This is a genomic window from Micromonospora sp. CA-249363 (assembly GCF_050950185.1).
Classification (GTDB): Bacteria; Actinomycetota; Actinomycetes; order Mycobacteriales; family Micromonosporaceae; genus Micromonospora.
Map to the genome: position 1 here is coordinate 2,678,511 of NZ_CP192020.1, position 25,468 is coordinate 2,703,978.

Annotated in this window: 21 protein-coding genes and 1 pseudogene; 18 read left to right on the forward strand and 4 right to left on the reverse strand. The window is 71.0% G+C overall.

Annotated elements, in window-relative coordinates; translation table 11 throughout:
* Window position 1: 1 nt before the first annotated feature.
* Genes ACQPZK_RS12310 through ACQPZK_RS12330 form a run of 5 tightly spaced genes read left to right on the forward strand, consistent with a single transcriptional unit; the run spans window position 2 to window position 4,221 of the window.
* The gene (locus ACQPZK_RS12310; protein ID WP_433538411.1) at window positions 2-1,306 is read left to right on the forward strand and encodes a TrpB-like pyridoxal phosphate-dependent enzyme; all 1,305 of its coding nucleotides are present in this window, start codon (window positions 2-4) and stop codon (window positions 1,304-1,306) included.
* Between the two features lie 60 nt (window positions 1,307-1,366).
* On the forward strand, window positions 1,367-2,065 hold the full coding sequence (locus ACQPZK_RS12315; RefSeq protein ID WP_433538412.1) for a flavodoxin family protein: 699 nt from the start codon (window positions 1,367-1,369) through the stop codon (window positions 2,063-2,065).
* Entirely contained in the window at window positions 2,055-2,402 is a 348-nt protein-coding gene (locus ACQPZK_RS12320) for a cupin domain-containing protein (protein ID WP_357121097.1), read from the forward strand. The genes ACQPZK_RS12315 and ACQPZK_RS12320 overlap by 11 nt, the downstream gene beginning before the upstream one ends.
* Entirely contained in the window at window positions 2,399-2,767 is a 369-nt protein-coding gene (locus ACQPZK_RS12325) for a chorismate mutase (protein ID WP_433538413.1), read from the forward strand. Before ACQPZK_RS12320 ends, ACQPZK_RS12325 begins: the two co-directional genes overlap by 4 nt.
* On the forward strand, window positions 2,764-4,221 hold the full coding sequence (locus ACQPZK_RS12330) for a UbiD family decarboxylase (protein WP_433538414.1): 1,458 nt from the start codon (window positions 2,764-2,766) through the stop codon (window positions 4,219-4,221). The genes ACQPZK_RS12325 and ACQPZK_RS12330 overlap by 4 nt, the downstream gene beginning before the upstream one ends.
* Here the strand turns inward: ACQPZK_RS12330 and ACQPZK_RS12335 are convergent.
* Both ACQPZK_RS12335 and ACQPZK_RS12340 read right to left on the reverse strand, forming a co-directional pair.
* A complete protein-coding gene (locus ACQPZK_RS12335) occupies window positions 4,166-5,674 on the reverse strand; it encodes a PLP-dependent aminotransferase family protein (protein WP_433538415.1) in 1,509 nt (502 codons plus the stop codon). The two genes, ACQPZK_RS12330 and ACQPZK_RS12335, sit on opposite strands and share 56 nt — an antisense overlap.
* Window positions 5,675-5,697: 23 nt before the next feature.
* Window positions 5,698-6,192 (reverse strand): MarR family winged helix-turn-helix transcriptional regulator, encoded by a 495-nt coding sequence (locus tag ACQPZK_RS12340; protein ID WP_433538416.1) that lies wholly within the window; start codon window positions 6,190-6,192, stop codon window positions 5,698-5,700.
* Window positions 6,193-6,393: 201 nt separating this feature from the next.
* Between ACQPZK_RS12340 and ACQPZK_RS12345 the strand changes: the two genes are divergently transcribed.
* Window positions 6,394-6,768, forward strand: coding sequence for a DUF6069 family protein (locus tag ACQPZK_RS12345; RefSeq protein ID WP_433538417.1), 375 nt, complete (start codon window positions 6,394-6,396; stop codon window positions 6,766-6,768).
* A gap of 67 nt (window positions 6,769-6,835) precedes the next feature.
* On the opposite strand, the gene ACQPZK_RS12350 is transcribed toward ACQPZK_RS12345, so the two are convergent.
* Window positions 6,836-7,207, reverse strand: a complete 372-nt coding sequence (locus ACQPZK_RS12350) for a DUF6223 family protein (RefSeq protein WP_433538418.1) — start codon at window positions 7,205-7,207, stop codon at window positions 6,836-6,838.
* A gap of 216 nt (window positions 7,208-7,423) precedes the next feature.
* Between ACQPZK_RS12350 and ACQPZK_RS12355 the strand changes: the two genes are divergently transcribed.
* From ACQPZK_RS12355 to ACQPZK_RS12365, 3 genes are all read left to right on the forward strand, one after another.
* Window positions 7,424-8,542, forward strand: a complete 1,119-nt coding sequence (locus ACQPZK_RS12355; protein WP_433538419.1) for a sensor histidine kinase — start codon at window positions 7,424-7,426, stop codon at window positions 8,540-8,542.
* Window positions 8,539-9,201: a response regulator gene (locus tag ACQPZK_RS12360; RefSeq protein WP_433538420.1), complete on the forward strand. Its 663-nt coding sequence runs from the start codon at window positions 8,539-8,541 to the stop codon at window positions 9,199-9,201. The genes ACQPZK_RS12355 and ACQPZK_RS12360 overlap by 4 nt, the downstream gene beginning before the upstream one ends.
* An 80-nt stretch (window positions 9,202-9,281) precedes the next feature.
* Complete coding sequence (locus ACQPZK_RS12365; RefSeq protein ID WP_433538421.1) at window positions 9,282-10,187, forward strand: hypothetical protein; 906 nt, start codon at window positions 9,282-9,284, stop codon at window positions 10,185-10,187.
* A gap of 255 nt (window positions 10,188-10,442) precedes the next feature.
* Here the strand turns inward: ACQPZK_RS12365 and ACQPZK_RS12370 are convergent.
* Window positions 10,443-10,835: pseudogene (locus ACQPZK_RS12370) on the reverse strand (helix-turn-helix domain-containing protein); the annotation flags it as partial.
* 366 nt (window positions 10,836-11,201) lie between these two features.
* On the opposite strand from ACQPZK_RS12370, the gene ACQPZK_RS12375 reads away from it, so the two are divergent.
* From ACQPZK_RS12375 to ACQPZK_RS12415, 9 genes are all read left to right on the forward strand, one after another.
* A complete protein-coding gene (locus tag ACQPZK_RS12375; RefSeq protein ID WP_433538422.1) occupies window positions 11,202-12,020 on the forward strand; it encodes a basic amino acid ABC transporter substrate-binding protein in 819 nt (272 codons plus the stop codon).
* Window positions 12,021-12,100: 80 nt separating this feature from the next.
* Window positions 12,101-12,895 (forward strand): amino acid ABC transporter permease, encoded by a 795-nt coding sequence (locus ACQPZK_RS12380; protein ID WP_396799691.1) that lies wholly within the window; start codon window positions 12,101-12,103, stop codon window positions 12,893-12,895.
* A gap of 5 nt (window positions 12,896-12,900) precedes the next feature.
* Window positions 12,901-13,737: an amino acid ABC transporter ATP-binding protein gene (locus ACQPZK_RS12385; protein ID WP_433538423.1), complete on the forward strand. Its 837-nt coding sequence runs from the start codon at window positions 12,901-12,903 to the stop codon at window positions 13,735-13,737.
* 232 nt (window positions 13,738-13,969) lie between these two features.
* Window positions 13,970-14,974, forward strand: coding sequence for a multicopper oxidase domain-containing protein (locus ACQPZK_RS12390; RefSeq protein WP_433538424.1), 1,005 nt, complete (start codon window positions 13,970-13,972; stop codon window positions 14,972-14,974).
* A 19-nt stretch (window positions 14,975-14,993) separates the two neighbouring features.
* Entirely contained in the window at window positions 14,994-18,944 is a 3,951-nt protein-coding gene (locus ACQPZK_RS12395; protein ID WP_433538425.1) for a ThuA domain-containing protein, read from the forward strand.
* An 8-nt stretch (window positions 18,945-18,952) separates the two neighbouring features.
* The gene (locus ACQPZK_RS12400) at window positions 18,953-20,482 is read left to right on the forward strand and encodes an OmpL47-type beta-barrel domain-containing protein (protein ID WP_433538426.1); all 1,530 of its coding nucleotides are present in this window, start codon (window positions 18,953-18,955) and stop codon (window positions 20,480-20,482) included.
* Between the two features lie 32 nt (window positions 20,483-20,514).
* The gene (locus ACQPZK_RS12405) at window positions 20,515-21,492 is read left to right on the forward strand and encodes a hypothetical protein (RefSeq protein ID WP_433538427.1); all 978 of its coding nucleotides are present in this window, start codon (window positions 20,515-20,517) and stop codon (window positions 21,490-21,492) included.
* A gap of 354 nt (window positions 21,493-21,846) precedes the next feature.
* Window positions 21,847-24,009 (forward strand): FxSxx-COOH system tetratricopeptide repeat protein, encoded by a 2,163-nt coding sequence (fxsT, locus tag ACQPZK_RS12410; RefSeq protein ID WP_433538428.1) that lies wholly within the window; start codon window positions 21,847-21,849, stop codon window positions 24,007-24,009.
* 109 nt (window positions 24,010-24,118) lie between these two features.
* A complete protein-coding gene (locus tag ACQPZK_RS12415) occupies window positions 24,119-25,318 on the forward strand; it encodes a helix-turn-helix domain-containing protein (RefSeq protein WP_433538429.1) in 1,200 nt (399 codons plus the stop codon).
* Window positions 25,319-25,468: the final 150 nt, after the last annotated feature.

The window sequence follows — 25,468 nt, forward strand, 5'->3', positions numbered from 1 at the left end:
CATGACCACGTCGAAGTTCGTGCTGCCCGAGAGCGACATCCCGACGACCTGGTACAACGTGGTTCCCGACCTGCCCAAGGGACTGCCCCCGATGCTGCACCCCGGCACCCGGGAACCCCTCACCCCGGCGGACCTCGAACCGCTCTTCGCCACCGGCATGATCGAGCAGGAGTTCAGCACCGAACGGGACGTGGACATCCCCGGGCCGGTGCTGGACATCTACCGCCAGTGGCGGCCCAGCCCGCTCGTACGCGCCCACCGTCTGGAGAAGGCTCTCGACACTCCGGCCCGGATCTACTTCAAGTACGAGGGGGTCAGCCCGTCCGGCAGCCACAAGCCGAACACGGCCGTACCGCAGGCGTACTACAGCAAGCTCGACGGCGTACAGCGGCTGACCACGGAGACCGGCGCCGGCCAGTGGGGTAGCTCGCTCTCGATGGCCTGCACGTACTTCGGCCTCGACTGCGAGGTCTTCATGGTGCGGGTCAGCTACGACCAGAAGCCGTACCGACGGGGGCTGATGGAGACGTTCGGCGCGTCGGTCACCGCGAGCCCGAGCGACCGTACCGAGGCGGGCCGGGCGGCGCTCGCCGCCGACCCCGACTCCACCGGCAGCCTCGGCCTGGCCATCTCCGAGGCGGTGGAGGCGGCGATGGTCAGCGGTGGCGCCGCCAAGTACGCCCTCGGCTCGGTGCTCAACCTGGTGCTGATGCACCAGACGATCATCGGCCAGGAGGCGCAGCTCCAACTCGCCCTGGCCGACGACTACCCGGACGTCGTGGTCGGCGCGGCTGGGGGTGGGTCCAACTTCGCCGGGCTGGCCCTGCCGTTCCTGCGTCGCCAACTGGGCGGCGGCCCGGCCGTGCGGTTCATCGCGGTCGAGCCGTCCTCCTGCCCGTCGCTGACCCAGGGCACCTACGACTACGACTTCGGGGACACCGCCGGCCTCACGCCGCTGACCAAGATGCACACCCTGGGGCACGACTTCCGGCCGCCGGCCATCCACGCCGGTGGACTGCGCTACCACGGCATGGCACCGATCATCAGCGCGCTGCGGGACCTCGACCTCATCGAGGCGCGTGCCGTGCCGCAGACCGCGTGCTTCGAGGCGGGCGTGCTGTTCGCCCGCAGCGAGGGGATCGTGCCCGCGCCGGAGTCCACGCACGCCGTCCGGGTGGCCGTGGACGAGGCGCTGCGCTGCCGGGAGACGGGTGAGTCGAAGGCGATCGTCTTCTCCCTCTCCGGGCACGGTCACTTCGACATGCAGGCCTACATCGACTACTTCGCCGGGAAGCTGACGGACTGACCTCGCTGGGGGCGGACGCCGTCGTGGCGTCCGCCCCCGCGCCGAGCACCGGGGGTGCCAATGCACAGCGAAGCAGTGACCATCCTCGCCATCAACGGGTCGGAACGGGCCGGCGGCAACACCGACCACGCCATCGCGCACGCGGGTCGGCTGATCGCCGAACGCGGCGCGACCCTGCGCACGATCGTGCTCCGCGAGCACGCCATCTCGCCGTGCAGCCCGTGCGGCGACTGCAACAGCCGTACCCTGCCCTGCCGCGTGGACGACGACGTCCCCGCCCTGGTGGAGCAGATGGCCGCCGCCGACGGGCTGATCTACGCGGCCCCGGTGCACGGCTTCGGCCTCGCCCACCTCATGCAGGTCTTCATCGAGCGGGCGGGCGTCGGCTACCTGCGGTTCAACAGGCCGTTGGCCGACAAGGTCGGCGGCATCATCGTCACCGGACGTCGGTACAGCGACTCCTCCGTGCACAACCAGATCGTCAACAACCTGCTGCTCAACAGGATGATCCTGGTGGGCAGCGGATTCCCCGTCCTGCTGCGCAACACCACCGGCAGCCCCGGCCTGACCGACGCCGAGGGCGTCGACGCGCTCGAGCGGATGGTGCACCGGATGCTCGACATGGTGCAGCTGCTCAAGCGGCACCAGCGGGTCGACGGTGGTCCGGTCCTGCCGCGCCGGGACCGCAACGAACGTGTCCCGCGGCCTCGCCGCGCCGAATCCGTCCAGAGCAGAGGAGATACCGAGAATGTCCACTGAGCAGGTCGCCACGCCGGTCGGCATCGACTTCCCGGCCACCGAGTGGGAGAGGTGGGACAAGCCGGGCGCCGAGGGCCGCGTCAAGATGACGTACGTGGGCGGTCAGCGTCTGCGTCTGTTGGAGTTGCCACCCGGGTTCGACGAGCACCACTGGTGCCTGCGCGGGCACACCGGCTACGTGCTCCAGGGCGAGTTCACCATCCACTTCCGGGACCGGTCGGTGCCGTGCCGCCCCGGCATGGGTTTCGTCATCCCGGACGACGAGGAACACCGGTCCCAGGGCAGCGACGCCGAACCCACGGTCGTCTTCGTGGTCGACGAGGTGCCGCAGCCGTGAGCGACCAGCAGCACGTCGCGTCGCCGGCCGGGTCGGCGTCGGCCGGCGACGCCGACGGGCCGGCCCGGATCGCCGAGCTGCGGATCGCCATCGACGGGCTCGACCGGCAGATCATCGCCCTGCTGGCCGAGCGCACCCGGGTGGTGCAGGAGCTGACCGTGCACAAGACGGACGAGGCGACCGTCCGCTCACCCGAGCGGGTGCGGCAGGTCCTCGACCGCGTACACGGTCTGGCCGTTGGACACGGCATGCCGCCCGACGTGGCCGTCGGCACGTACCGCGCCCTCATCGAGGAGTTGACCCTGATGCAGCTCGACATGCTGGCGGCCCGCCGTGCCGCCGCCGCGTCGGCGGACACCAGATGAGCCACCGCTCGCCCGTCGACCTGCGGCACGCGCTGGCCAGCCTCGACCCGCTCCCCGGCGAGCTGGTGCGGGTCGCCACCGAGCTGCCCGCCCGCTACGGCGTGTCCGCCCACTACGCCCGGTGGGCGGGCGCGCCCGCCGCCCCGCCCACCGGGGCCGGCCCGGCCGTGCTCTTCGACCGGGTACGCCCCGACGACGGCCCCACCCGGGCGGTGCTGATGGGCCTCTACGGCACCCGCCGACGTGCGGCCGGCCTGCTCGGCTGCACGCCCGCCGAGCTGCCCCACCGGCTGCTCGACGCGGTGGCGGCCCCCCGTCCGGCGGTGCCCGGGGCCGTGTCCCGCTGGCCGCGCGAGGCGCTGCCACTAGATCTGACGGCGCTGCCGGTGCCGGTCCTCACCGACGAGGACGCCGGCCCCTACCTGACCCTCGGCGCGGTGCTCGCCACCGACCCGGACACCGGGGTCCGCAACCTGTCCGTGCACCGCATGTGCGTGCAGGGGCCCGACACGCTGACCATCTGGATGGTGCCGGGGCGTGACCTGGAACTGGCGTACCAGGCCGCCCTGCGCCGGGGTCGTGCGCTGCCGGTGGCGATCCACCTCGGCCTGAGCCCGGCGGTGCTGTTGTCGTCCTGCTGCCCGACCTCGCTGGTCCCGTCCGACCTCGACGAACTGGCGGTGGCCGGCGCGCTCGCCGGCCAGCCGGTGGAGCTGCTGCCCTGCGCCACGGTGGACGCCGAGTTCATCGCCCACGCCGAGTACGTCATCGAGGGCGAGCTGCTGGCCGACCACGCGCCGGAGAGCGCGCACGGCACGGTGGCCACGCCGGAGTTCCTCGGCTACCAGGGCCGGGCGCATCCCTCGCTGCCGCTGATCCGGGCCACGGCGATCACCGCCCGGGAGAGCCCGATCCTGCAGGCGGTCTCGGGGCCCGGGCACGAGCAGTCGATCCTGCTCGGCTTCGGGATGGAGGCCGCCGTGCTGGACGTGCTGCGGCGGCGGGGGACACCGGCGCTCGCGGCGCACTGCCACACCGCCGGTGGCGGTCAGCTCATGGTGGTGCTCCAGTGGCCGGCGAAGCGCGGGCCCGAGGACGACGTCGCGGTGCGCGCCGCCGCCGAGACGGTGCTGGAGCAGTTCCGGATGGCCAAGCTGGTGCTGTGCGTGGGCGAGGACGTCGACATCGAGTCCGACCAGGACCTGTGGTGGGCCATGGTCACCCGATTCCAGGCCGACCAGGACCTCGTCGTGCTGCCCGACCGGGAGGGCTTTCCCCTGGACCCCAGCCAGCACACCGGCTACTCGCCGTCGCTCTCGGCCGACGGGCGTACGGCCAAGGCCGTGTTCGACTGCACCGTCCCGTACGGCCAGAGCGTCCGGTTCCGCCGCCCCCGCTTCACCGAGCCGTCACGTCCCGCACCGCGGCGGCCAGCAGCGCCACTCCCTCGGTGATCCGCGCGGTGGGCAACGCCGCGTAGCCGATGAGAAAGGTCGGCTCGGTCGGCGGTTGGTCGACGAAGTAGCCCGAGGCGGGGTAGACCCGTACGCCCCGCGCGGCGGCGGCGCGCACGATCTCGGCCTCGTCGACGTCGGGCGCGCCGCCCAGGGTCACGAGCACGTGCAGCCCGGCCGCCGTGCCGGAGATCCGCACTCCCGCGCCGAAGTGCTCGTACAGCGCTTCAAGGAGTCGGGCGCGACGCTGGCGGTAGAGGCGGTCCATCCGGCCGATGTGCCGGGCGTACGCGCCGGAGGAGATGAACTCGGCCAGCGCCTCCTGGGTGACCGTCGGGGTCAACCGGTCGGTGATCCACTTGACGCCCAGGAACGACCGGACGAGATGTGGCGGCAACACCGCGTATCCGATGCGCAGCGAGGGGAAGAGCGTCTTGCTGAAGCTGCCCACGTAGACCACGTCCGCGTCCTGCGGGTCGGCGGCCAGCGACGGAAGCCGCTCCTCGGCGAAGGTGAACTCGTTGTGGTAGTCGTCCTCCAGCACTGTCGCCGCGTGGTCGCGGGCCCACCGCAGCAACGCCCGCCGTCGCCGGTCGGACATGATGAACCCGGTCGGAAACTGGTGCGACGGGGTGACGTAGACGAGGCGTACCCGGGCCGGGTCGAGGCCGTGCGCGCGGACCCGGCAGTCGATCTCGTCGACCCGCAGACCCTCCTCGTCGACGGGCACCGGCACCACCGCGGCCCGCGAGTAGCCGAAGATCTGCCGCAGCACGGTGTGGCTCGGGTCCTCGATGACCACCACGTCGCCCGGGCCGACGAGCAGCCGGACCAGGATGTCCATGGCCTGGGTCGCGCCGCTGGTGACCACCGTGTTCTCCCGCCGGGCGTCCAACGCCCGACTGCGTCGCAGCAGCGCGGTGATCTGGGTACGCAACGACGGCGCACCCTCGGCCGGGCCGTAACCGAGCGCCACCGCGTCGGCCCGGCTCACCGCGTCGGCGAGCGACTGCCGCCACCGGCTCACCGGAAAGCTGGCCAGCGCCGGGGTGCCGTGCCGGAAGTCGTACGTGCCGTCCGGCCGGTGCATCGGCGCCGGTTCCCAGGGCTTCCAGAGGGGACTGCCGGCATCGGTGGGCAGTGGGGGCTCGGGTCGCAGGTGGGTGCGGGCGGCGCGCGGGACGGGTGGTGTGCCGGCCGGGGCGGCGCTGACCCGCGTGCCGGAACCCCGCCGGGACGTGAGCACCCCGTTGGCCCGCAGCAACTCGTACGCGCGGGTCACCACCGTCCGGGAGACTCCGAGCTGGTGTGCCAGTTCCCGGCTGGGCGGCACCGGGTCGCCGGGACGCAGCCGACCGGCGCGGACGGACGAGCTGATCTGGTCGCAGAGTTGTTGTTGCAACGGCACCGCGCTGGCGCGGTCCAGAGTGACGAGGAGCTGGTCCGAACTCACCTGGGCATGCTCCCCCGTCGAGGTCAGGCTGCCCGGGAGGATCGCCTGCGGGCGGGACGGTCGGTCTGGACGAACGTCGACAGTCGGCCGTCCACCAGCCGACCGAGCACGTCCAGGAAGATCGCGCGGTCGCGCGACGGGACCGTGGCGAGGATGTCGGCCTGCAATTCCGCGACGATCTGCCGCGCCTCGGCCACCAACCGCTCGCCGTCCCCGGTGACGGTGACGATGCGGGCGCGTCGGTCGGTCGTCGATGTGCGACGCGCGACCAGGCCGGCACGTTCCAGCTCGTCGAGGGTGACGACCATCGTCGTCTTGTCGATGCCGCACATCTCGCCCAGCTGGCTCTGGGTGTACTCGCCGGTGAGACCGCGATCGAGCACGCAGTAGGCGCGCGTCGAGATGGTGAGGCCGGAGAGGGCGGCGGCGTGCTCCTGGGCGAGCGCGTGCGTGGCCCAGGACATCAGGAACATCAGGTCTGGTGTCGCGGCGTCGGGTCCGGAGGTTCCGGTGGTCATGGCGGCAGCCTAGCAACTGGTTCGTGATTCGAACTATCTCGTAGCGGAGCATCGCCGCCCGAAAACAAGTTAAGAACGAGATAGTAAAGAACAGAACCTTCTGATACGGTTCGATCTCGACAGCGCGTCCCCTCCACTGAGGAGTCACCCCTGATGTCTGCGGAAGCCTCTGTTCCCCGTGCTGATGCCAGCGCCTCGCGCGTGCGTGACCGGGCCATCGCCGTCGCGGTCGCCGTACTCGCCGCCGTTGCCGTGTGGGCGATCGCGACCCTCGGCGGCGCGCAGCTCACCGTCGACCAGGGCACCGGCCCACGGGATGTCACGGTGCTCGCCGTCGTTTTGAACTCCGCTATCGCGGCGCTGCTCGGCTGGGGCCTGCTCGCGGTGCTCGAGCGCTTCCGGGCGCGTGCCACGACGATCTGGACGGGGATCGCTCTCGCCGTCCTCGTGTTGTCGCTCGTGCCGGCGTCCCTGGTCGACGCCTCGGCCGGCACCAGGGTCGCCCTCGTCCTGATGCACCTGGTGGTGGGCGCGGTCGTGATCGTGGGCTTCCGCCGGAGCGCGCGGCGCGCCTGACCGCGCATGGCCCCATTGCTGCTGATCAGCCCGTCCTGCTCCAACGGGGGAGCAGGACGGGCGACCCTCAGGCGCGGACGCGGCTCAACGCCAGGCCACCGAGGCCCAGGGCAGCCAGACCCACCACCAGGGCCACGTACGCCCCGCCCCGGCCGTTGCCGGTGCCGATCCCGCTGTCGGAGGTCGCCACCACCAGCGCGCCGAGGAGTCCGGACGCCAGGGCCACGGTCGCGCCGAGCATCCCGCTCCCGGTGCCGACGCGACTGCCCGGGCGGGCCAGGGCCAGCGCGCCGACGATCACCCCCGCCAGGCCCAGCAGGCCGCCCACGCTCGCCCCGAGCCGACCGGCGCTCATGGTGGTGACGCTGGCCGCCAACGGCTGATCGGGGGCCGCGAATCCTCCGAGCAGGGCGGATGCGGCAGCGCTGAACACCGACATGTGCTTCTCCTTCTCGTACGTCGTGGTGTGTCGTTCGATCGTGTCGCCGCGTCGGCCGCCGGTCGTCCGGCAGCCGGAGGCTCTTCGCCCTGCCGCGGCGGGCGCAGGCGTCTGCCGCGTACGACGCGCGCGCCGGGCGACTACCGCGAATGTGGTAGTCGCCGGTCATCCGCGCGCAGGAGTCGCCGGCGGCGTACCTCGGGCTAGGGTGCGCGCATGAGCACAGGGCGTGCCGTGGTACGGGACTGGGCGATCGCCATCGGGGTGGCGGCGGTGCTGCTGGTCGCCGGTCGGTCCACGGACCCGTCCACGATCGACACCGAACTGCTGGGCTATCCGTTGCTGGCCGCCGGAGGCCTGGCGCTGGCGGCCCGCCACCGCGCGCCCGTCGCCGTCCTGGCCGTCACCGGGCTGTGCGCCGTGGGCTACCAGGCGGCCGGGTTCGACGTGCCGGCCGTCGCCTTCCTGTTCGCCGTGTACACCGGTGTGCGGGCCGGTCACCGCGTCGTCACGATCGTCGCCGCCGTGCTGATGCTCGTCGCGTTGCCGCTCACCGCGCTCGCCCCACCCCAGGACCTGCCGTTGAGCGACGCGCTCGCACGGGCCCGGGGAGCACTCGAGGTGGCGTGGCTGATCGCCGCCGGCGCGGCGGGGGAGGCCCTGCGGCAGGCCGAACGGCGAGCCGACGAGGCCGAGCGCACCCGGGAGGAGACCGCGCGTCGCCGAGCCGACGAGGAGCGGCTGCACATCGCGCGGGAGCTGCACGACTCGCTGACCCACCAGATCTCGATCATCAAGGTGCAGGCCGAGGTGGCTGTCCACCTGGCCCGCCGGCGCGGCGAGGAGGTGCCGGAGACGTTGCTGGCGATCCGGGAGGCCGGCCGGGAGGCCAGCCGGGAGCTGCGCGCGACCCTGGAGGCGCTGCGGGACGACAACAGGACCCCGCCCCGGGGCCTCGACCACCTGCCGGAGCTGGTGCAGCGCGCCCGGATGGCCGGGCTGGACGCGACGTTGACGGTGCGGGGGCAACGACAGGCCATGCCGGTGGCCGTGGACCGGACCGCCTACCGGATCGTCCAGGAGTCCCTCACCAACGTCGCCCGGCACGCCGCCGCGGCCACCGCGTCGGTCCGCGTCGACTACCGTCCGGACGCCCTGGCGATCCGCGTCGACGACGACGGGGCCGCCACGCCGGCCGCCGTCCCGACGCCCGGGGTCGGGCTGCTCGGCATGCGTGAGCGGGTCACCGCCCTGGGCGGACGCCTGCACGCCGCGCCCCGCGACGAGGGCGGCTTCACCGTCCACGCCGAACTTCCGGTCGGGCCGTCCGCGTGATCCGCGTCCTGCTGGTCGACGACCAGGCGCTGCTGCGCAGCGGCTTCCGCGCGCTCCTGGACCTGGAGGACGACATCGAGGTGGTGGCCGAGGCCGCCGACGGGCGGGAGGGTGTGGCCCTCGCCCGGCGGCACCTGCCCGACATCGCCCTGATCGACATCCAGATGCCCGAGCTGGACGGCATCGAGGCGACCCGGCTCATCGCCGCCGACCCGGCCCTGGCCGCAGTGCACGTCGTCATCCTGACCAACTACGGCCTCGACGAACACGTCTTCCACGCCCTGCGCGCCGGCGCCGCCGGGTTCCTCGTGAAGGACATCGAGCCGGAGGACTTCCTGCACGCCGTACGCGTCGCCGCGCGGGGAGACGCGCTGCTCGCGCCGTCGATCACCCGCCGCCTCATCGACCGGTACGTCGCCGAGCCGCGCCACCTGCGCGCCCCGCCGGGCCTCACGGAGTTGACCAGCCGTGAACGCGAGGCTGTGGCCCTGGTCGCCCAGGGTCTGTCGAACGACGAGGTCGCGGCGCGCATGGTGATCAGTCCGTTGACCGCCAAGACACACGTCAACCGGGCCATGGCCAAGCTGCACGTCCGCGACCGTGCCCAACTCGTCGTCGTCGCGTACGAGTCCGGGCTGGTGGCCCCGCGTCAGCACTGAGATCGGCGGGCTGCCCGACCAGGGACGGCGTACCGGCTTGCCGCGCGGGGCCCCGGTCGACCCGTGCCATGATTGCGCCCATGGGCAAGCAGCAGCACGTCGGCGGGGCCGACCGGCACAGCGGGTCGGGGACCACGGCCGACCGTCCGACCGACGGTGGGGCGGACGCGCGGCTCGCGCTCGCCCAGGACCCCGCAACGCCACAGATGACCCTCATCGACCTGGCGTCGGATTCGTCGGTCACGGTGCGTAAGGCGGTCGCGGCGCGGCCGGACGCGCCCGCGCAGGCCCTGCGGACGTTGACCCGCGACCATGATCGTCAGATCCGGGAGACGGTCGCACGCAATCCCGCGACGTCGGTCGGCAACCTCCTGCGACTGGTCAAGGACGCGGACCGGTGGGTCCGTTGGGCCGTCGCCGGCAATCCGGCCTGCGACGAGTCGGTCCGCCGGGCGATGGTCGCCGCGCCCGACAAGGAGCTTCGGGGCCTGCTCGCCGAGAGCCGCGAGTTGGAGCCCGACCTCGCCGCCCAGCTGGTCGAGGACGCCTCGCCCGAGGTACGCGAGCGGCTCGCCACGCACACCCAGGACCCCGACGTCATCGTCGCCCTGCTGGCCGACCGCACCGTACGCGTCCGCAAGGGGCTCGCGCGCAACCCGCAGACCACCGCGGCGCAGCGCAGCGCCCTGGCCAGGGACCCGGCGGTGGACGTGCGGGTTGCCCTGGTGCGCGCGCTGGAGCTGGAGGAGGCGGATCTGGCGACGCTGATCGACGACCGCTCGGCGCAGGTCCGGATGGCGATGGCCACGTCCGAGATCATCCCGGCGCACGCCCGGCAGACGCTCGAAGGCGACCCCGACGAGATGGTGGCCGCCGCGGCTCGGGACTTCCGCCCCGGAGTCAGCTCCCCGGTGGTGCGGGCGCCCCGCATCGGCTCCCGGCGCTCCGGCACCGGTCCGGGTCGGTCAGGTCGCGCCGCGCGCTGAGACGGCCCGCCCCCCGCGCTGAGACGGCCCGCGCCGCGCGCTGAGACGGCCCGCGCCGCGCGCTGAGACGGCCCGCGCCGCGCGCTGAGACGGCCCGCGCCGCGCGCTGAGACGGCCCGCGCCGCGCGCTGAGACGGCCCGCGCCGCGCGGCGCTCGTCCGATCGGGGTTACCGGCGGGACGCGCCCACGCGCGGCGGGGAGGGCGTGCTGGCGCGGGAACCCGTCCCGGAGGACGGCGACGCCGCCTCCACCGGTAGGTCACGGCCGGCGAGGCGACGGAGCAGGTCGCGGATCTGGCGCTTGTCCGCGGCCGAGACGGTGTCGTCGAGCAACCGTCGACGGATCGTGCCCATGTCCGCCTCGACCTCCGCCAGCACCCGGGGCGTCACGGCCGCGTTCGGCATCGCGAGCGGCCGGATCGCGGCGGCGATGGAGAGGTCCAGGGTGGCGCAGAGGCTCCGGACCTTGGCCAGCTCGGGATAACGCTGCCAGTCCCCGGCGAGCCAGCGGAACAGCGTCGAGCGGCTCACCCCGGTGTGGTGTGCGATGTCGCCGACCGTCCAGCCGTGCTCATCGCGGGCGTCGTCGACGGCTTGGCGGACGAACTGCGCGAAGGCCAACTGAGGCGTCGTGGGGTAGGTGTCCATCCGCAGGTCTGCCCTCCCATCAGGGGTCGGATCTGCTCACCCGTGGGTGACGGCGGTACCACTGATCGTCCACCAGGTTCTGCGGTGGCGCAGCGGTGTCCGACGCGGTCGCCTACTCGTTCGGGGTGGCTCGGATACTCAAATGCCGATCGCCGTGGCGGCGGCGCGACGGCCGAGGTCTCGGCCCGGCCGCTCCCTTCGTCACCGACTGTCACGTTCACCGACTGTGATGGTCGCCGCAGCGCTGCGGCTACACCACGTGACCTGAGTTACCGTTCGTCGAATCAGGTACCGTCCGCTGTCACACCGTTTTCGTACCAAGCTGGCTGCCCTTCACCGGGAGAGCCGAACCGGAGGAACACACTCGTGAGGGTCCGAAGCGCAGTCCGTCAAGCCGGCCTCGTCGTGGCGATCGCCGCTCTCGCGGTAACCGCGGGGTGTGCCAAGAAGGACGACAGCGAGGTCCAGGCCAGCGGGGTCAAGCTGGTCGAGGGCGGCAAGCTGACCGTCTGCACCCACCTGCCGTACCCGCCGTTCCAGTCGAAGGACGCCAGCGGCAAGGTCACCGGGTTCGATGTCGAGGTGATGGACCTCGTGGCCAAGGAACTGGGCGTCGAGCAGACCATCATCGACACGCCCTTCGAGGGCATCAAGTCCGGCCAGGACCTGAACACCGGCAAGTGTGACGCGGCCGCCGCCGGCATGACCATCACCGCCGAGCGGCAGAAGGTGATGGACTTCTCCGACCCGTACTTCGACGCGACGCAGGCGCTGCTGGTCAAGAACGGGAAGCCGTACAAGTCGCTCGACGACCTGCGGGGCAGGAAGCTCGGCGTGCAGGCGGCCACCACCGGTCGTGACTACGCCCGCAAGTTCGAGAAGGAGAAGGGCCTGCAGCTCGTCGAGTTCGAGGATCTCGCCGCCCTGCAGCAGGCCGTCGCGAACGGTCAGGTCGAGGCCGCCGTCAACGACCTGCCGGTGTGGAGCGAGTACCTGCGCAAGAACCCGGGCGGGTTCGCGGTGACCGCCGAGTTCGACACGGGTGAGCAGTACGGGTTCTCGGTGAAGAAGGACGGCAACCCGGAACTGCTCAAGAAGATCAACGAGACGCTGGCCAAGGCCAAGCAGGACGGCTCGTACGACACGATCTACTCCAAGTGGATCGGCAAGCGGCCGAACGCCTGATCGACGCTCCACAGGGGTAGGGCGCGCGGACCGCGCGCGCCCTACCCCGTCGGCACAATCCGGGAAGGCAACGAGCCAACGTGAAGCTGCGCCGCCGTCAGCGGGAACGACTGTCCCTCGGTATCCAGTACCTGGTCTTCGTCGCGATCATCGCCGCGGTGCTCCTCGCCGCGGACTGGGGCCGACTGGCCGACGCGTTCTTCCGCGTCGACATCATCGAGTCGATGTTTCCGACGATCATCACCGTCGCGCTGCGCAACACGATCCTCTACACGTTGGGGGCATTCGCCTTCGGCCTCGTGTTCGGGACGGTCCTCGCGCTCATGCGGCTGTCCCGGGTGGCGCCGTACCGCTGGCTGGCGACCGCGTACATCGAGCTGTTCCGTGGACTGCCGGCGCTGCTGGTGCTCTTCCTCGTCGGGTACGGCATCCCCATCGCCTTCCCGGAGCGGGAGATTCCGGGCGGCGTGTTCGGCTCGATCGCGATCGGTCTCGGGTTGACCGCCGCGGCGTACATGGCCGAGACCATCCGCGCCGGCATCCAGGCCGTGCCGAAGGGGCAGATGGAGGCGGCCCGTACCCTCGGCATGTCGCACTTCACCGCCATGCGCACGATCGTCATCCCGCAGGCGTTCCGGATCGTCATCCCGCCGCTGACGAACGAGCTCATCCTGCTCACCAAGGACTCGTCGCTGGCGTACGTGCTGGGCGTGACGGCACAGACCATCGAGGTCACGAAGTTCGGCCGGGACATGCTCAACGACCGGGTGAACGCCACCCCGCTGCTGGTGGCCGGCCTCGCCTATCTGGTCATCACCCTGCCGCTGTCCCAGGTGGTCCGCCGCCTCGAACTCCGCTACGCCAAGGCCCGGTGACCCGCATGACGACCAGCCCCTCCCGTCCCGCCGTCCAGATCCGCGACCTGCACAAGTCCTTCGGGTCGATCGAGGTGCTCAAGGGCATCGACTTCGAGGTCGGCCAGGGCGAGGTCGTCTGTGTGATCGGGCCGTCCGGGTCCGGCAAGTCGACCCTGCTGCGCTGTGTCGACCTGTTGGAGGAACCCACCGCCGGCACGATCTGGGTGAACGGCGTCGAGATGACCGACCCGGACGTCGAGATCGACGCCGTCCGCCGGGGCATCGGCATGGTGTTCCAGTCGTTCAACCTGTTCCCGCACCTGACCGTGCTCCACAACCTCACCGTCGCGCAGCGCAAGGTGCTGCGGCGCTCGCGCGCCGAGGCTGAGCGGGTCGCGCGGGCCAACCTGGAGCGGGTCGGCCTCACCGACAAGGCTGACGCCTTCCCCGCGCAGCTCTCCGGCGGGCAGCAGCAGCGGGTGGCGATCGCGCGGTCGCTGTCGATGGACCCGAAGCTGATGCTCTTCGACGAGCCGACCTCGGCGCTCGACCCGGAGCTGGTCGGTGACGTGCTCACCGTCATGCGCGGACTCGCCGAGGACGGCATGACGATGATGGTGGTCACCCACGAGATGGCGTTCGCCCGGGACGTCGCCGACCGGGTCGTCTTCATGGACGATGGTGTCGTCGTCGAGCAGGGGCCGCCGCACGAGGTGCTGGGCGCGCCGAAGCACGAACGTACCCGCGCGTTCCTCGCCCGCGTCCTCGACCCGACGCACGCGCGGCTCGGTCAGCCCGAGCAGTCGCCCGCGCCGCCGGAAACCCCCAGCCTGCCGGCCGACGACCGGCACGGTCTCTGACACCACCAGCTCAGGCCGATCGACGGCCCTCGTGATGTCTCGGTAATCTTCTTGCAACGAGACCCTGTACTTTCGTCGATGGATTACATAAGTTGGGTCCATCCATCGAAAGTTCTGAGTCTTCCGAGCAAAGTCCGCGACGAGCCTCACCTCGGTCGTGCTGCCGCCCCGTGCTCGGCGGTCGCTGCACCGTGCCCTCGTCGCGTCTTCGCCCGGTCGGGAACGGAGACCCATGGACGATCACGCCGTTGGCTCCCACCGCCACCTGTCCCGCCGATCACTGATCGCCACCGGCGCGCTCGCCGCCGGAGCGTTGGGCGCGTCCGCCCCCACGCTCGGGAGCGCGTTCGGAGGCAGCCCCGCGCAGGCCGCCGCCGGGGTGACCAGGAAGGTCACCATCTACGCCGAGCAGTTGCCCGGCGGACTGTTCGGGTACGGCCTCGCACCTGGTCAGGCCACCGTGCCCGGGCCGGTGCTGGAGATCTACGAGGGTGACACCCTGGAGATCACCCTGGTCAACACCACCGACCAGCGGCTGTCCATCCACCCGCACGGGGTGGACTACAGCACCGAGTCGGACGGCAGTCCGTTCAACGACTCCTTCAACAACCCCGGCGAGACCCGCACGTACGTGTGGCGCTCGCACGAGATGGTCGCCGCCTCGGGTCGCCGGTACATGCCCGGCAGCGCCGGCTACTGGCACTACCACGACCACGCCATGGGCACCGACCACGGCACCGGCGGCGTCGCGAAGGGACTGTACGGCGCCCTGATCGTCCGGCGTCGGGGCGACATCCTGCCGGACAAGCAGTTCACGGTCGTGTTCCACGACATGACGATCAACAACCGGATGGCCCCGAACACGCCCATGTTCGAGGCGAACCTGGGCCAGCGGGTGGAGTGGCTCGCCATCGGGCACGGCAACCTGTTCCACACCTTCCACCTGCACGCCCACCGCTGGGCCGACAACCGTACCGGGATGCTCGAAGGGCCGGCCGACCCGAGCCTGGTCGTCGACAACAAGGACCTCAACCCGGGCAGTTCGTTCGGGTTCCAGGTGCTGGCCGGGGAGGGCGTCGGGCCCGGCGCGTGGATGTACCACTGCCACGTGCAGAACCACTCCGACGGCGGCATGGCCGGGATCTTCCTGGTGCGCAACGCCGACGGCAGCATGCCCCCCGGCGCCGAGGAGGCGATCCACCGGTTCCAGGGCCACACCCACACGCACGGAAGCTGACCGAAAGGTGGGGACGGGGATGAGAAGAGACCTACGACGAGCACTCGCCGCGATGGCGGCCATTGCCACGCTGATTCCGGCCACGACCACGGCATCGGCGGCGGCCGCCGCGCCGGGAGCGGTGACCGCGGCGCCGGCGCAGACCCAGCAGAGCGGCACCGCCGTGCTCGTGTTCCATGGCCCGGTGGCCGAGCAGCAGGACCCGGTGGCGCGCGCGGTGGACACCATCCGACAACTTGCGGCCAGTCATGACATCGATGTCATGGCCACCACCGACCCGGCTGTGTTCACTCCGACCAGGCTGTCCGCGTACCGGAGCGTGGTGTTCCTGTCCGCGACGGGCGCCGCGCTCAACCGCGACCAGGAGTCGGCGCTCCAGGCCTACATGAAGGCCGGCGGCGGCTTCGTCGGCATCGCCGACGCCGCCCGCGCGCAGGTCGACTCGGCCTGGTTCACCGGGCTGATCGGCGCCCGCCCGACCGGCGCGATCCCGGTGGCCGAGCCGGTGGCCCGGGTGACCGCCAGCGGCGAGAACCCGCCCACCGAGACCAAGGAGAAGCTCACCGACGGCGACGCCAACACGAAGTGGCTGGTCCGCACGCCCACGGCCTGGGTGACCTACGAGCTGGCCGCGCCGAAGCGGATCACCGGGTACGCGCTGACGTCGGCCAACGACTTCGTCGGGCGGGACCCGAAGGACTGGACCCTGCAAGGCTCCACGGACGGCCAGAACTGGTCCGATCTGGACCGGCGGACCAACCAGACCTTCGCGGAGCGGTTCCAGACCCGGCGGTTCGACATCGCCTCGCCGCAGGAGTTCAGCCGCTACCGGCTGAACATCACCGCCAACAGCGGTGAGCCGTTGATCCAGCTCGCCGACCTGCGGCTGTTCACCGGGACGGCCACCGCGCCGCCGCCGACCCCCGTGAACCGGGCGGTCGTCGACATCCTGGACCGCAAACATCCGGCCACCGCGTCGCTGCCGCTGACCCTCACCCGGTCGGACCGCTGGGACAACTGGGACCCGAACCCGATCGGCGCGGTGCACACCCTCGCCCAGGTCGAGGAGCGGCACTACGACCCGGGCCCGGGCGCCAACGGCCCCTTCCACCCGGTGTCCTGGTGCCGGGACTACGACGGCGGGCGGTCGTTCTACACCGGCATGGGCCACACCGAGGGCAGCTACGGCGAGGAGGCGTTCCGCGCCCACCTGGCCGGTGCGCTGAACTGGACCACCGGGCGCGTACGAGGTGACTGCCAGGCGACGATCGCCGCGAACTACAAGGTCGAGCGGCTGACCGCGGCGAACCAGACCGGGCAGCTCGACCAGATCGGCGAACCGCACGGGCTGACCATCGCGCCCGACGGCACCGTCTTCTACGTCGGCAAGGCGGCCTGCCCGAGCGGGCCGATCGCGGACTGGAACGACCCGAAGGTCGGCCTCGGCTGCGGCACCATCCACTCGTACGACCCGCGCAGCAAGCAGGTCAAACTGCTCACCACCCTGGAGGTGATGGGCAACCGGGGCAGCGGCTCGGAGCTCGTCAAGAACGAGGAGGGTCTGCTCGGCATCGTGCCGGACCCGAAGTTCGCCGAGAACGGCTGGCTCTACGTCTACTGGATGCCGCACGAGTCGATCGACCGGGTGAAACGGGTCGGGCAGCGCACCATCTCCCGCTTCACCTACGACCGGGCGACCCAGACGATCGACCAGGGCACCCGCAAGGACCTGTTGCAGTTCCCGGTGCAGATCCACAGCTGCTGCCACGCGGGTGGCGGCATGGCGTTCGACGCCAAGGGCAACCTCTACGTCGGCTCCGGCGACAACAACTCCTCCGAGGGGTCGCAGGGCTACTCCGGCAACAACTGGACCGAGGAGTACCAGGGGATCTCGTTCCAGGACGCCCGCCGTACGTCGGGTAACACCAACGACCTGGCCGGCAAGATCATCCGGATCCACCCGGAGGCGGACGGCACGTACACCATCCCGCCGGGCAACCTCTTCCCACCGGGCACCGAGAAGACCCGACCGGAGATCTACGTGATGGGCGTCCGCAACATCGCCCGTCTCCAGATCGACCCGGTGCACCAGTGGCTGACCGCGGGTTGGGTCGGTCCGGACGCCTCGTCGCCCAGTCCCACGCTCGGCCCGGCCAAGTACGAGACGGCCACCATCATCACCTCGGCCGGCAACCAGGGCTGGCCGTACTGCATGGGCAACCGGCAGCCGTACCGGGACCGCAGCAACACCGACGCCAGCGTGCTGACCGGCTGGTACGACTGCGACAACCTGAAGAACACCTCGCCGCGCAACACCGGCCTGGTGGACATCCCCGCCGCCCGGGACAACATGATCTGGTACTCGCCGGACGGCGGCGGCCCGGTCTTCCCGAAGCGGACCGACGGCAGCGGCCTCCCGACGTACGTCGCGGCCGACGCCAACTACACGCAGCCGTACCTGCGTGGCGGCGGGCAGGCCATCATGTCCGGCCCCACCTACCACCGCAGCCTCGTCGACACGAACAGTGGCGTCGCGTGGCCGGAACACTGGGACGGCAAGTGGCTCATCGGTGACCAGTCGAACCCGGTCAACCGGGTCGCGGTCACCGTCGACGAGGCCGGCGTGCCGCAGGCCGCCCCGCCGGTGTACGCCGAGTCGCTGCGGGCCATCATCCCCAGCGGCAACGGCGACAACCGGTTGCAGAGCTGGATGGACGCCAAGTTCGGCCCCGACGGCGCGCTCTACCTGCTCGACTACGGAGGCGGGTTCTTCAGCCTGCACCCCAACCAGAAGCTGATCCGGGTCACCTACACCGGTGGCGCGCCCACCCCGGCGCCCGCCGCGACCTCGGTGGCCGTGCAGAACAAGCCGCTGACGATCGCCTTCACCGGCTCGAAGTCCGGCGGCGTGAGCCACCGGTGGGAGTTCGGCGACGGCGGCACCTCGACCGAGGCGGACCCCCGACACACGTACGCCAAGGTGGGCACCTACACCGCGAAGCTCACCGTCACGTACGCCGACGGCGAGACGGCGACCGTGCGCACCACCGTCACGGTCGGGTGCGCGGTGCCCGACGCCCGGACCACGGTGTGGCTCGGTGACACCGACACCGGTGTGCCCAGCCGGACGGTCGGGCAGGGCTGCACGATCAACGACCTGATCGACGACGAGAGCACCTGGCCCGACCACAACGCCTTCGTCCGGCACGTCACCACGGTGACCCGTGGGTTGCAGGACGACGGCCTGCTCAACGCCCGTGAGGCGGGCACCCTCACCCGCCTGGCCGCCGCGTCCGACATCGGCCGGGACGGTCGCACCGGGTACGAGCCGCTCTACGACGGCACCGCCGAGTCGCTGCGCGGTTGGGAACAGGCGCCGACGGGTTCGTTCAGCATCCAGCCGGACGGGGCGCTGCGCTCCAGCGGCGGCCTCGGCATGCTCTGGCACACCAGGGAGTTGGGCGACTTCTCGCTGAAGGTGCAGTTCAAGGACATCGCGCCGGGCACCAACCGGGCCAACACCGGTGTCTTCATCCGCTTCCCGGACCTGCGGGTTCCGCTGGAGCAGCGGCCGGAGGGCAGTTGCGGCACCATCGGTTCGGCCCGGACCTCGACCGCCTGGATGGCGATCTACTGCGGACACGAGATCCAGATCTACGACGGCGAGAGCGGTGAGCCGCAGAAGACCGGCTCGGTCTACAACTTCGACCCGGTGCCGCTCGCCCAGGCCGGCGTCACCCCGAAGAACGTGTGGAACGACTACGAGATCCGCGTGGTCGGGCAGCACTACACGATGATCCGCAACGGCGTGGTGATCAACGAGTTCGACAACACGCCGGGCAAGCAGTCCTCCCGGGCCGGCGATCCGCCGACCGACCTGCGGCAGTTCCTGCGCGGCTTCATCGGCCTGCAGAACCACGGCGACAACGACCTGACCGAGTTCCGCAACATCCGCGTGCGCGAGCTCTAGGAGTGACGATGATCCGACGACTCACGGCCGCGCTGGCGGCGGTCCTGCTCACGGTCGCGCCGTTGGCCGCGCCACCCGCCTCCGCGGCTCCGCGTGCCGCCGCGGACCAGGTGCTCACCTGGACCGCGGACGACAACATCACCCGCTACAAGTCCGTCCCCACCACGGCGGTGGCCGGCGCGACGACGATCATCTGGGAGAACAGCGCGGCCACCGGCAACACCACCGGGATGCCGCACACGTTGACCTTCGACACGTCCACCGAGGGCTACAACCACGACGTCACCCTCAACATCCTGGCCAGTCCGTTCGACGCCAACAACGGCCGCCACGAGGCGACCGTCACGCTGACGCCGGGCCGCTACCGCTACTTCTGCTCGATTCCCGGCCACAGCCAGATGGTCGGCGAGCTGGTGGTCACCGACGGCGGGGGAGGCGGCGACACCACGCCACCGACCGTCACCGCCGCCGTGTCCGGTGACCGCGACGGCGACGGCAACTACGTCGGCGCGGCGACGGTGACCGTCACGGCCACCGACGCGGGCTCCGGTGTGGACACCGTCGAGTACCAGGTCGACGACACCAGCTTCCAGCCGTACACCCAGCCGGTGCGGGTCACCGCAGTCGGCGACCACTCGGTGCAGTTCCGCGCCACCGACCGGGACGGCAACACCAGCGCCGTCGGCTCGGTGTCGTTCCGGGTCGTCGAACCGACCGAGGAGGACACCACCGCGCCGGTGGTCACGGCCGCGCTGGCCGGCGACCGCGACGGCGACGGCAACTACATCGGTACGGTCACCGCCACGCTGACCGCCACCGACGCCGGGTCGGGGGTCGCCACCATCGAGTACGCCCTCGACGGGGCCGCCTTCACGGCGTACACGAGCCCGGTCGTGGTGACCACCACCGGGATGCACATGCTGCACTACCGGGCCACCGACGTCGCCGGCAACACCTCGGCCGAGCAGATGGCCCACTTCACCGTCGTCGCGCCGCCGGCCGAGGACACCACCCCACCCACCGTGACGGCCACGGTGGCCGGCGACCGGAACGGCGACGGCGCGTACGTCGGCGGGGCGACCGTGACCGTCACGGCCACCGACGCCGACTCGGGCGTGGCGAGGACCGAGTACGCCCTCGACACCGGCGCCTGGACCGCGTACACCACCCCGGTCGTCGTCCGCACCCTCGGGGCGCACACCCTGCGCTACCGGGCGACGGACACCGCCGGTAACACCGCCGCCGAGCAGTCGGCGACGTTCACCGTCGTGGCCGACGGCACCGACGCCTGCCCCGCCTCCGACACGCGGGACACGGTGGTCATCGACGGCGTCGACACCGCAGTGGCGAACATCGACACCGGGAACGGCTGCACCATCAACGACCTGATCGACGAACACGCCGACTATCCCGGCCACGCCGACTTCGTCCGGCACGTCGAGGCGGTCACCACCGCGCTCGTCACCGCCGGAACGCTCACCAAGCGCCAGCAGGGCGCCATCGTCCGGGCTGCGGCCCGATCGGACGTCGGCGCATGAGCCCCCGCATCTCGACCAGAGGGAGAACCACGATGCCCGGACGTACCGTCGCCAAGCTGGCCACCGTGAGCGCCGTCATCGCCGCCTCGGTGCTCGCCGTGGCGCCCACCGCCCACGCCGACCTGGTCACCCACTGCATCGGCACCGGCGGTGCGGTGACCGTGCCCAACGACCTGCTCGTCCCGGCCGGCGAGTCCTGCGCGCTGACCGGCACCACGATCACCGGCAACGTCACCGTCGCCGCCGGCGCCAACCTGGTGGTCACCGGCGGCCGGGTGAGCGGCGAGGTACGGGTCGCCGCCGACGGCTACCTCGACGCCACCGAGACGACCGTCGACGGTCAGGTCGTGCTGGCCGCCGGAGGCTACGGCGTGTTCCTGTCCGACGCCCAGACCGGGGCGCTGACCGTCCGGCCGAAGGGCTCGGCGACCATCGACAGCTTCCTGTTCGCCGAGGCGTCGACGATCGGCGGGAACGTCACCGTCGGCGCCGGTGAGGTACGGCTCGACGGGGGCACGCAGGTGACGCGCAACGTCAGCAGCACCGGCACGTACTACACCGACGTGCACGACTCGTTCGTCGACGGCACCCTGTCGGTGCTCAACAGCGCCACCGGCAGCGTCGTGTGCGGCAGCGCCGTCCGAGGCAAGGCCACCTTCGCCGGCAACCTCGGCGGCGTCCAGCTCGGCCCGAACGGGACCCTGGACAGTTGCGCCTCCGGCGGCTACTGGGGCGCGGACGTCAGCGTCACCAACACCACCGGTGGCGTCACCGTCGACGACAACATCATCAACGGCCAGTTGACCGTGACGGGCAACGATCCCGCCGCGCAGGTGGCCGCGAACAACCGCATCCGGGGCGGCGTGACGGGCGACCAGGCCGCGCCGAGCGCCAACCGGGCGGCCCGGATGACCGCCGCCGACCGCGAGGACGCGGGCGACGAGCGGGCCGAGGTCCGTCGCAGCTCGGCGGTCCAGGAGGCCACCGAGGCGGGCGCCGCGAAGCTCTAGTAGCTCCACCCCCATGCTGGGCCGGACGCCATCCAGGCGTCCGGCCCAGCGGCCAGCCGAGGGGTTAGGCGTCGGGACGCATGAGCAGTGCCGTGTCAACCGCCACGACGGTGATCGATCGGATGTACCCGAGTCGCTACCGGTTGTGGTTCCGTAGATGCCGTGGATGCGGAGGTAGCCCTCGGCGCGTTGAGCGCGGCCCTCGCCGTTCTGGGGACCGTTGCCGCTTTCCTGCAATTGCGACGGCCGCCCGCCTCGTCTGTGGCGACCCCGCCCGCTGCGGCGGCGAGGGACAATCGGGGTTCATGCGGTCCGCTCGTCGTCGGTGACGTCCCGCGTGAGCCGGTTTCACACATGCGTCGCGAGGAGTTGTTGGCCGAGGTTGCGACGGTCCTGGCGACCAGCAAGGTATGCGTACTGATGGGAGGGCGTGGGGTCGGGAAGACGCATCTCGCGGCCACCCACGTGCGCGACCAATTGCGCGCGAACGTGTCCCGGGTGGTCTGGGTCGTCGCGGATGACGTCGCCGCCGTGGTCACGTCGCTTGCTGACTTCGCGCGGCAGGCGGGAGTGGTGGACGAGGTTGTCGACACCGAGCCGGCCGCGCGCACCGCACTCCGCTGGCTTGAGAACGTACCGGAGCGGTCCGTGATCGTGTTCGACAATGCGCTCGATGCCGACGCGATCGCTCGATGGATGCCGCAGCGCGGAAACGTCCACGCGCTCATCACGACAACGAATCAGGAGTTCGTCGTCTTCGGCGTCACAGTGCACGTCGAGGTCTTCACGCCCGTGCAAGCGGTGACCTTCTTGTGCTCGCGGGCGGGCCTCGACGACCCGGGGGCCGCCGCGCTGGTCGCGCGAGAGCTGGGTCAACTGCCGCTCGCACTAGCGCAGGCGGGGGCCGTGATCCGCCGCCACCGGTGGTCGTTCGCCGAGTACCTGGCTGGTTTTCGATCGATGCCGCTGAGGTCGCTACTTCCCCGTGTGCCCGGTGACGACTATCCACGCACTCTGGAAGAAGCCACGCTGCTGTCGGTCGACGAGGTTGAGGCCAGCGATCCGAACGGGCTGGTCCGCCGTCTGATCGACCTCATGGCCGTGCTGTCGGAGGCGGGAGTTCGTCGCGACCTACTGCGCAACCTGCACACCGAGCCAGCGACCGTCGATGAGGCCCTGGGTGGGCTGGCGAACGCCTCCGTTGTTGGTTTCGACGTCACCGGCACACGGGTGGCGATGCATCGGCTCACCCGCCAGGTGGTGTTGGCGCGGGCCCGAGCGGAGAGTCGGCTCCGCGACGTGGTGGGGGATGCGTTGACGCTGTTGACCCGTGCTACGGAAGCACAACCGGCGTCCGGCGTCGACCTGGTGGACCACATCGCCGAGGTCTGGGCCGAGATGCAAACGGTTCTGGTGAGCGACGGCGAGGACGATGAGATGTGCACAGAGCTGTTACGGCTGCGGCGGTGGAGCGTCGAACGGCTGACCGGCATGGGGGAGTTCAGCCGTGCGGTGGCCACGGGCCTCACGGTGTTCACCGAGCACCGGACGCTCGCGCCATCTGACGGCGAATCCATCGCCCTGGCGAGACAGGCACTAGTGGACGCCTATGTGACCGCCGATCGTCCTAGTGAGGCGATCCCCTACGCTGAGCAGGCCCTGGCCGACCGGATACGCCTGGCCGGCCACGACCATCCAGGTACGGTAAGCGCCCGCAACCTCCTGGGCTACTGCTGTGAATGCGGGGGTCAACTGCACCGCGCCTTGACCATCCATCGGTACAACCTCGCCGAGAGCATTCGTGTCTGCGGCGAGGACGCGCCGTCCACCATGCGCGCGAGGATCAATCTCGCGAGCACCTACCGCTCGATGGGCGACCTCGTCAAAGCCATCCCGTTGTTCGAAGAGAACCTCGCGGAGAACCTGAGGGTCTGTGGCCCTGACCATGGATCGACGATCAACGCCCGCGGCGAGTTGGCACGCAGCTATGTGCGGGCGGGGCGGGCCGACGAAGGCGTCCGACTGCATGAGGAGAACGCCACACTCCAGACCGACGAGCAACGAGCCGACGTCCACCTCAGTTGGTGGCCGCAGTACCGCGCGGCCGCGTACTCCGCCGCTGGGCGGCACGATGAGGCGATCAACCAGCTCCGTGCTCTCGTGCAGCGTATGGACAATGTTCTACCGCACGACAATCCGCAGGCGATCCGACTCCGCTTGTTCCTGGCACGGGCGCTGCTCGCCGGTCGACGTCACACCGAGGCACTAGCGTTGTTCGAGCGAACGGTCGTGGACCGGGAGCGCGTCCTCGGCATCGATCACCCGTCGTCACTCAACGCCCGGCGCAACCTCGGCTTGGCCCTGGCAATCACCGGGCGGCGTCGGCGGGCCCGCCTGATCCTCGGCGCCGTCGTGTCGGACTACAACCGTGTCCTTGGGCCGGAACACCCCTACACGCGCACCGCTCAAGCGAACATCGCGAGCCTGCCGAAGTCGAGCGGGTTCATGTGGGGCTGACGTTGACGCGTGCTCCATCGATTCCGAGTCGGCGGGAGTACCGTCGTCTGTGGTGGTTCGCTGGCGCAACGGCTGGTGGTCCGCTTCCCGGACCGCTACCTGGGAGACGATGATGAGCGATCCTGCGGCCTTTGGTGCGCGCCTGCGGATGCATCGCGAGCGTGCGGGGAAGACTCGACCCGTTCTTGGCGGGCTGGTCGGGCGTAGCGCGGAGTGGGTCAAGGCGTTGGAGAATGGCCGGCTGCTGCCGCCACGCCTGCCCATGCTGCTGCGGCTGGCCGAGGTGCTCGAGCTCTCGGACCTAGCGGATCTGAGTGGTGATCAGTCGTTGCCGGTGGCGTCGGTGACCAGGGCGGGGCATGCCGAGGTCGGCAAGGTCGCTGCGGTGATGCAACGGGCTTCGGTGCCGGTGGGCGCGGTGACGCCGGTTGTCGTGCTGCGCGATCTGGTGGATCAGGCGTGGGCCTTGTGGCATCGGTCAACGACCGAGCGTACGGCAGTGGCGGCGGTGCTTCCCGGCTTGTTGACGAATGCGCAGCGGAGTGGCCGGATGCTCGACGGCGGGGACCGTCGGCTGGCGTTGGTGGAGTTGGCGCGGGTGTACCACTTGGTGCAGTTGTACCTTGCGCACCAGCCGTTGCCGGAGTTGGTGTGGCTCGCTGCCGACCGAGCGATGTCGGCGGCCCAGGACGCAGACGACCCGGCGGCGATGGCGGTGGCGGCCTGGTACTACGCGCACGTCTATCGGGGCGCGAATCAGGTTGATGCCGCCGAGCAGGTACTGGTCGAGGCTGCGGGCCTGGTTGACCCGGCGGCGGGTGGTGAGCAGTTGGCGCGGTGGGGTCAGGTGCAGCTTGGTGTCGCGTTGGGCCACAGCAAGGCTGGCCGGGCCGGTCGGGCGTGGCGGGCGTGGGATGCCGCCGACTCGGCCGCGGGCCGGCTCGGTGACGGGTACGTCCATCCGTGGCTGATGTTCGGATCGGCGGCGTGTGCGGCGTACGCGGTGTCCATCGAGACGGACCTGTGTCGCACGGGTGAGGCGGTGCGGCGGGCCGACGCCACCGACTATCGGGCGTTGCCCTCGCAGACCCGCCGGGCTGCCGCGCTGATCGACGCCGCTCGGGCGCACATGCTGGCCCGTGGGGAGGTCGCAGCCGTGCACCTGCTCGGCCGGGCACTGCGGGAGAGCGTCGACACGGTACGACACAACCCTTATGCGCGATCTGTCGCCCTGGAGCTGTTGAACCGGCCGGGCACGGTCGGTGAGGACGCCCGAGAATTGGCCCTCGCCATCGGCATGATCGGGTAACCCTCCCTGAGGTACAAACTCTCCCTGCCGCAGCCAGTGACCACTCGTAGTGTTCCCGTCACTGGCGGCGGCGAGCCTGTGCTTGCTTGACACCCGATAGGGCCGGACAGAGTCTCGCCGCCGCCCCTGTTGCTCGATCGAGGGGGGCGA

Bases quoted from the DNA above. Each gene is read 5' to 3' on its own strand.
- ACQPZK_RS12310 (WP_433538411.1), top strand. From the start codon at position 2: ATGACCACGTCGAAGTTCGTGCTGCCCGAGAGCGACATCCCGACGACC.
- ACQPZK_RS12315 (WP_433538412.1), top strand. From the start codon at position 1,367: ATGCACAGCGAAGCAGTGACCATCCTCGCCATCAACGGGTCGGAACGG.
- ACQPZK_RS12320 (WP_357121097.1), top strand. From the start codon at position 2,055: ATGTCCACTGAGCAGGTCGCCACGCCGGTCGGCATCGACTTCCCGGCC.
- ACQPZK_RS12330 (WP_433538414.1), top strand. From the start codon at position 2,764: ATGAGCCACCGCTCGCCCGTCGACCTGCGGCACGCGCTGGCCAGCCTC.
- ACQPZK_RS12340 (WP_433538416.1), bottom strand. From the start codon at position 6,192: ATGACCACCGGAACCTCCGGACCCGACGCCGCGACACCAGACCTGATG.
- ACQPZK_RS12350 (WP_433538418.1), bottom strand. From the start codon at position 7,207: ATGTCGGTGTTCAGCGCTGCCGCATCCGCCCTGCTCGGAGGATTCGCG.
- ACQPZK_RS12355 (WP_433538419.1), top strand. From the start codon at position 7,424: ATGAGCACAGGGCGTGCCGTGGTACGGGACTGGGCGATCGCCATCGGG.
- ACQPZK_RS12365 (WP_433538421.1), top strand. From the start codon at position 9,282: ATGGGCAAGCAGCAGCACGTCGGCGGGGCCGACCGGCACAGCGGGTCG.
- ACQPZK_RS12385 (WP_433538423.1), top strand. From the start codon at position 12,901: ATGACGACCAGCCCCTCCCGTCCCGCCGTCCAGATCCGCGACCTGCAC.
- ACQPZK_RS12390 (WP_433538424.1), top strand. From the start codon at position 13,970: ATGGACGATCACGCCGTTGGCTCCCACCGCCACCTGTCCCGCCGATCA.
- ACQPZK_RS12395 (WP_433538425.1), top strand. From the start codon at position 14,994: ATGAGAAGAGACCTACGACGAGCACTCGCCGCGATGGCGGCCATTGCC.
- ACQPZK_RS12400 (WP_433538426.1), top strand. From the start codon at position 18,953: ATGATCCGACGACTCACGGCCGCGCTGGCGGCGGTCCTGCTCACGGTC.
- ACQPZK_RS12405 (WP_433538427.1), top strand. From the start codon at position 20,515: ATGCCCGGACGTACCGTCGCCAAGCTGGCCACCGTGAGCGCCGTCATC.
- fxsT (WP_433538428.1), top strand. From the start codon at position 21,847: ATGCGTCGCGAGGAGTTGTTGGCCGAGGTTGCGACGGTCCTGGCGACC.
- ACQPZK_RS12415 (WP_433538429.1), top strand. From the start codon at position 24,119: ATGATGAGCGATCCTGCGGCCTTTGGTGCGCGCCTGCGGATGCATCGC.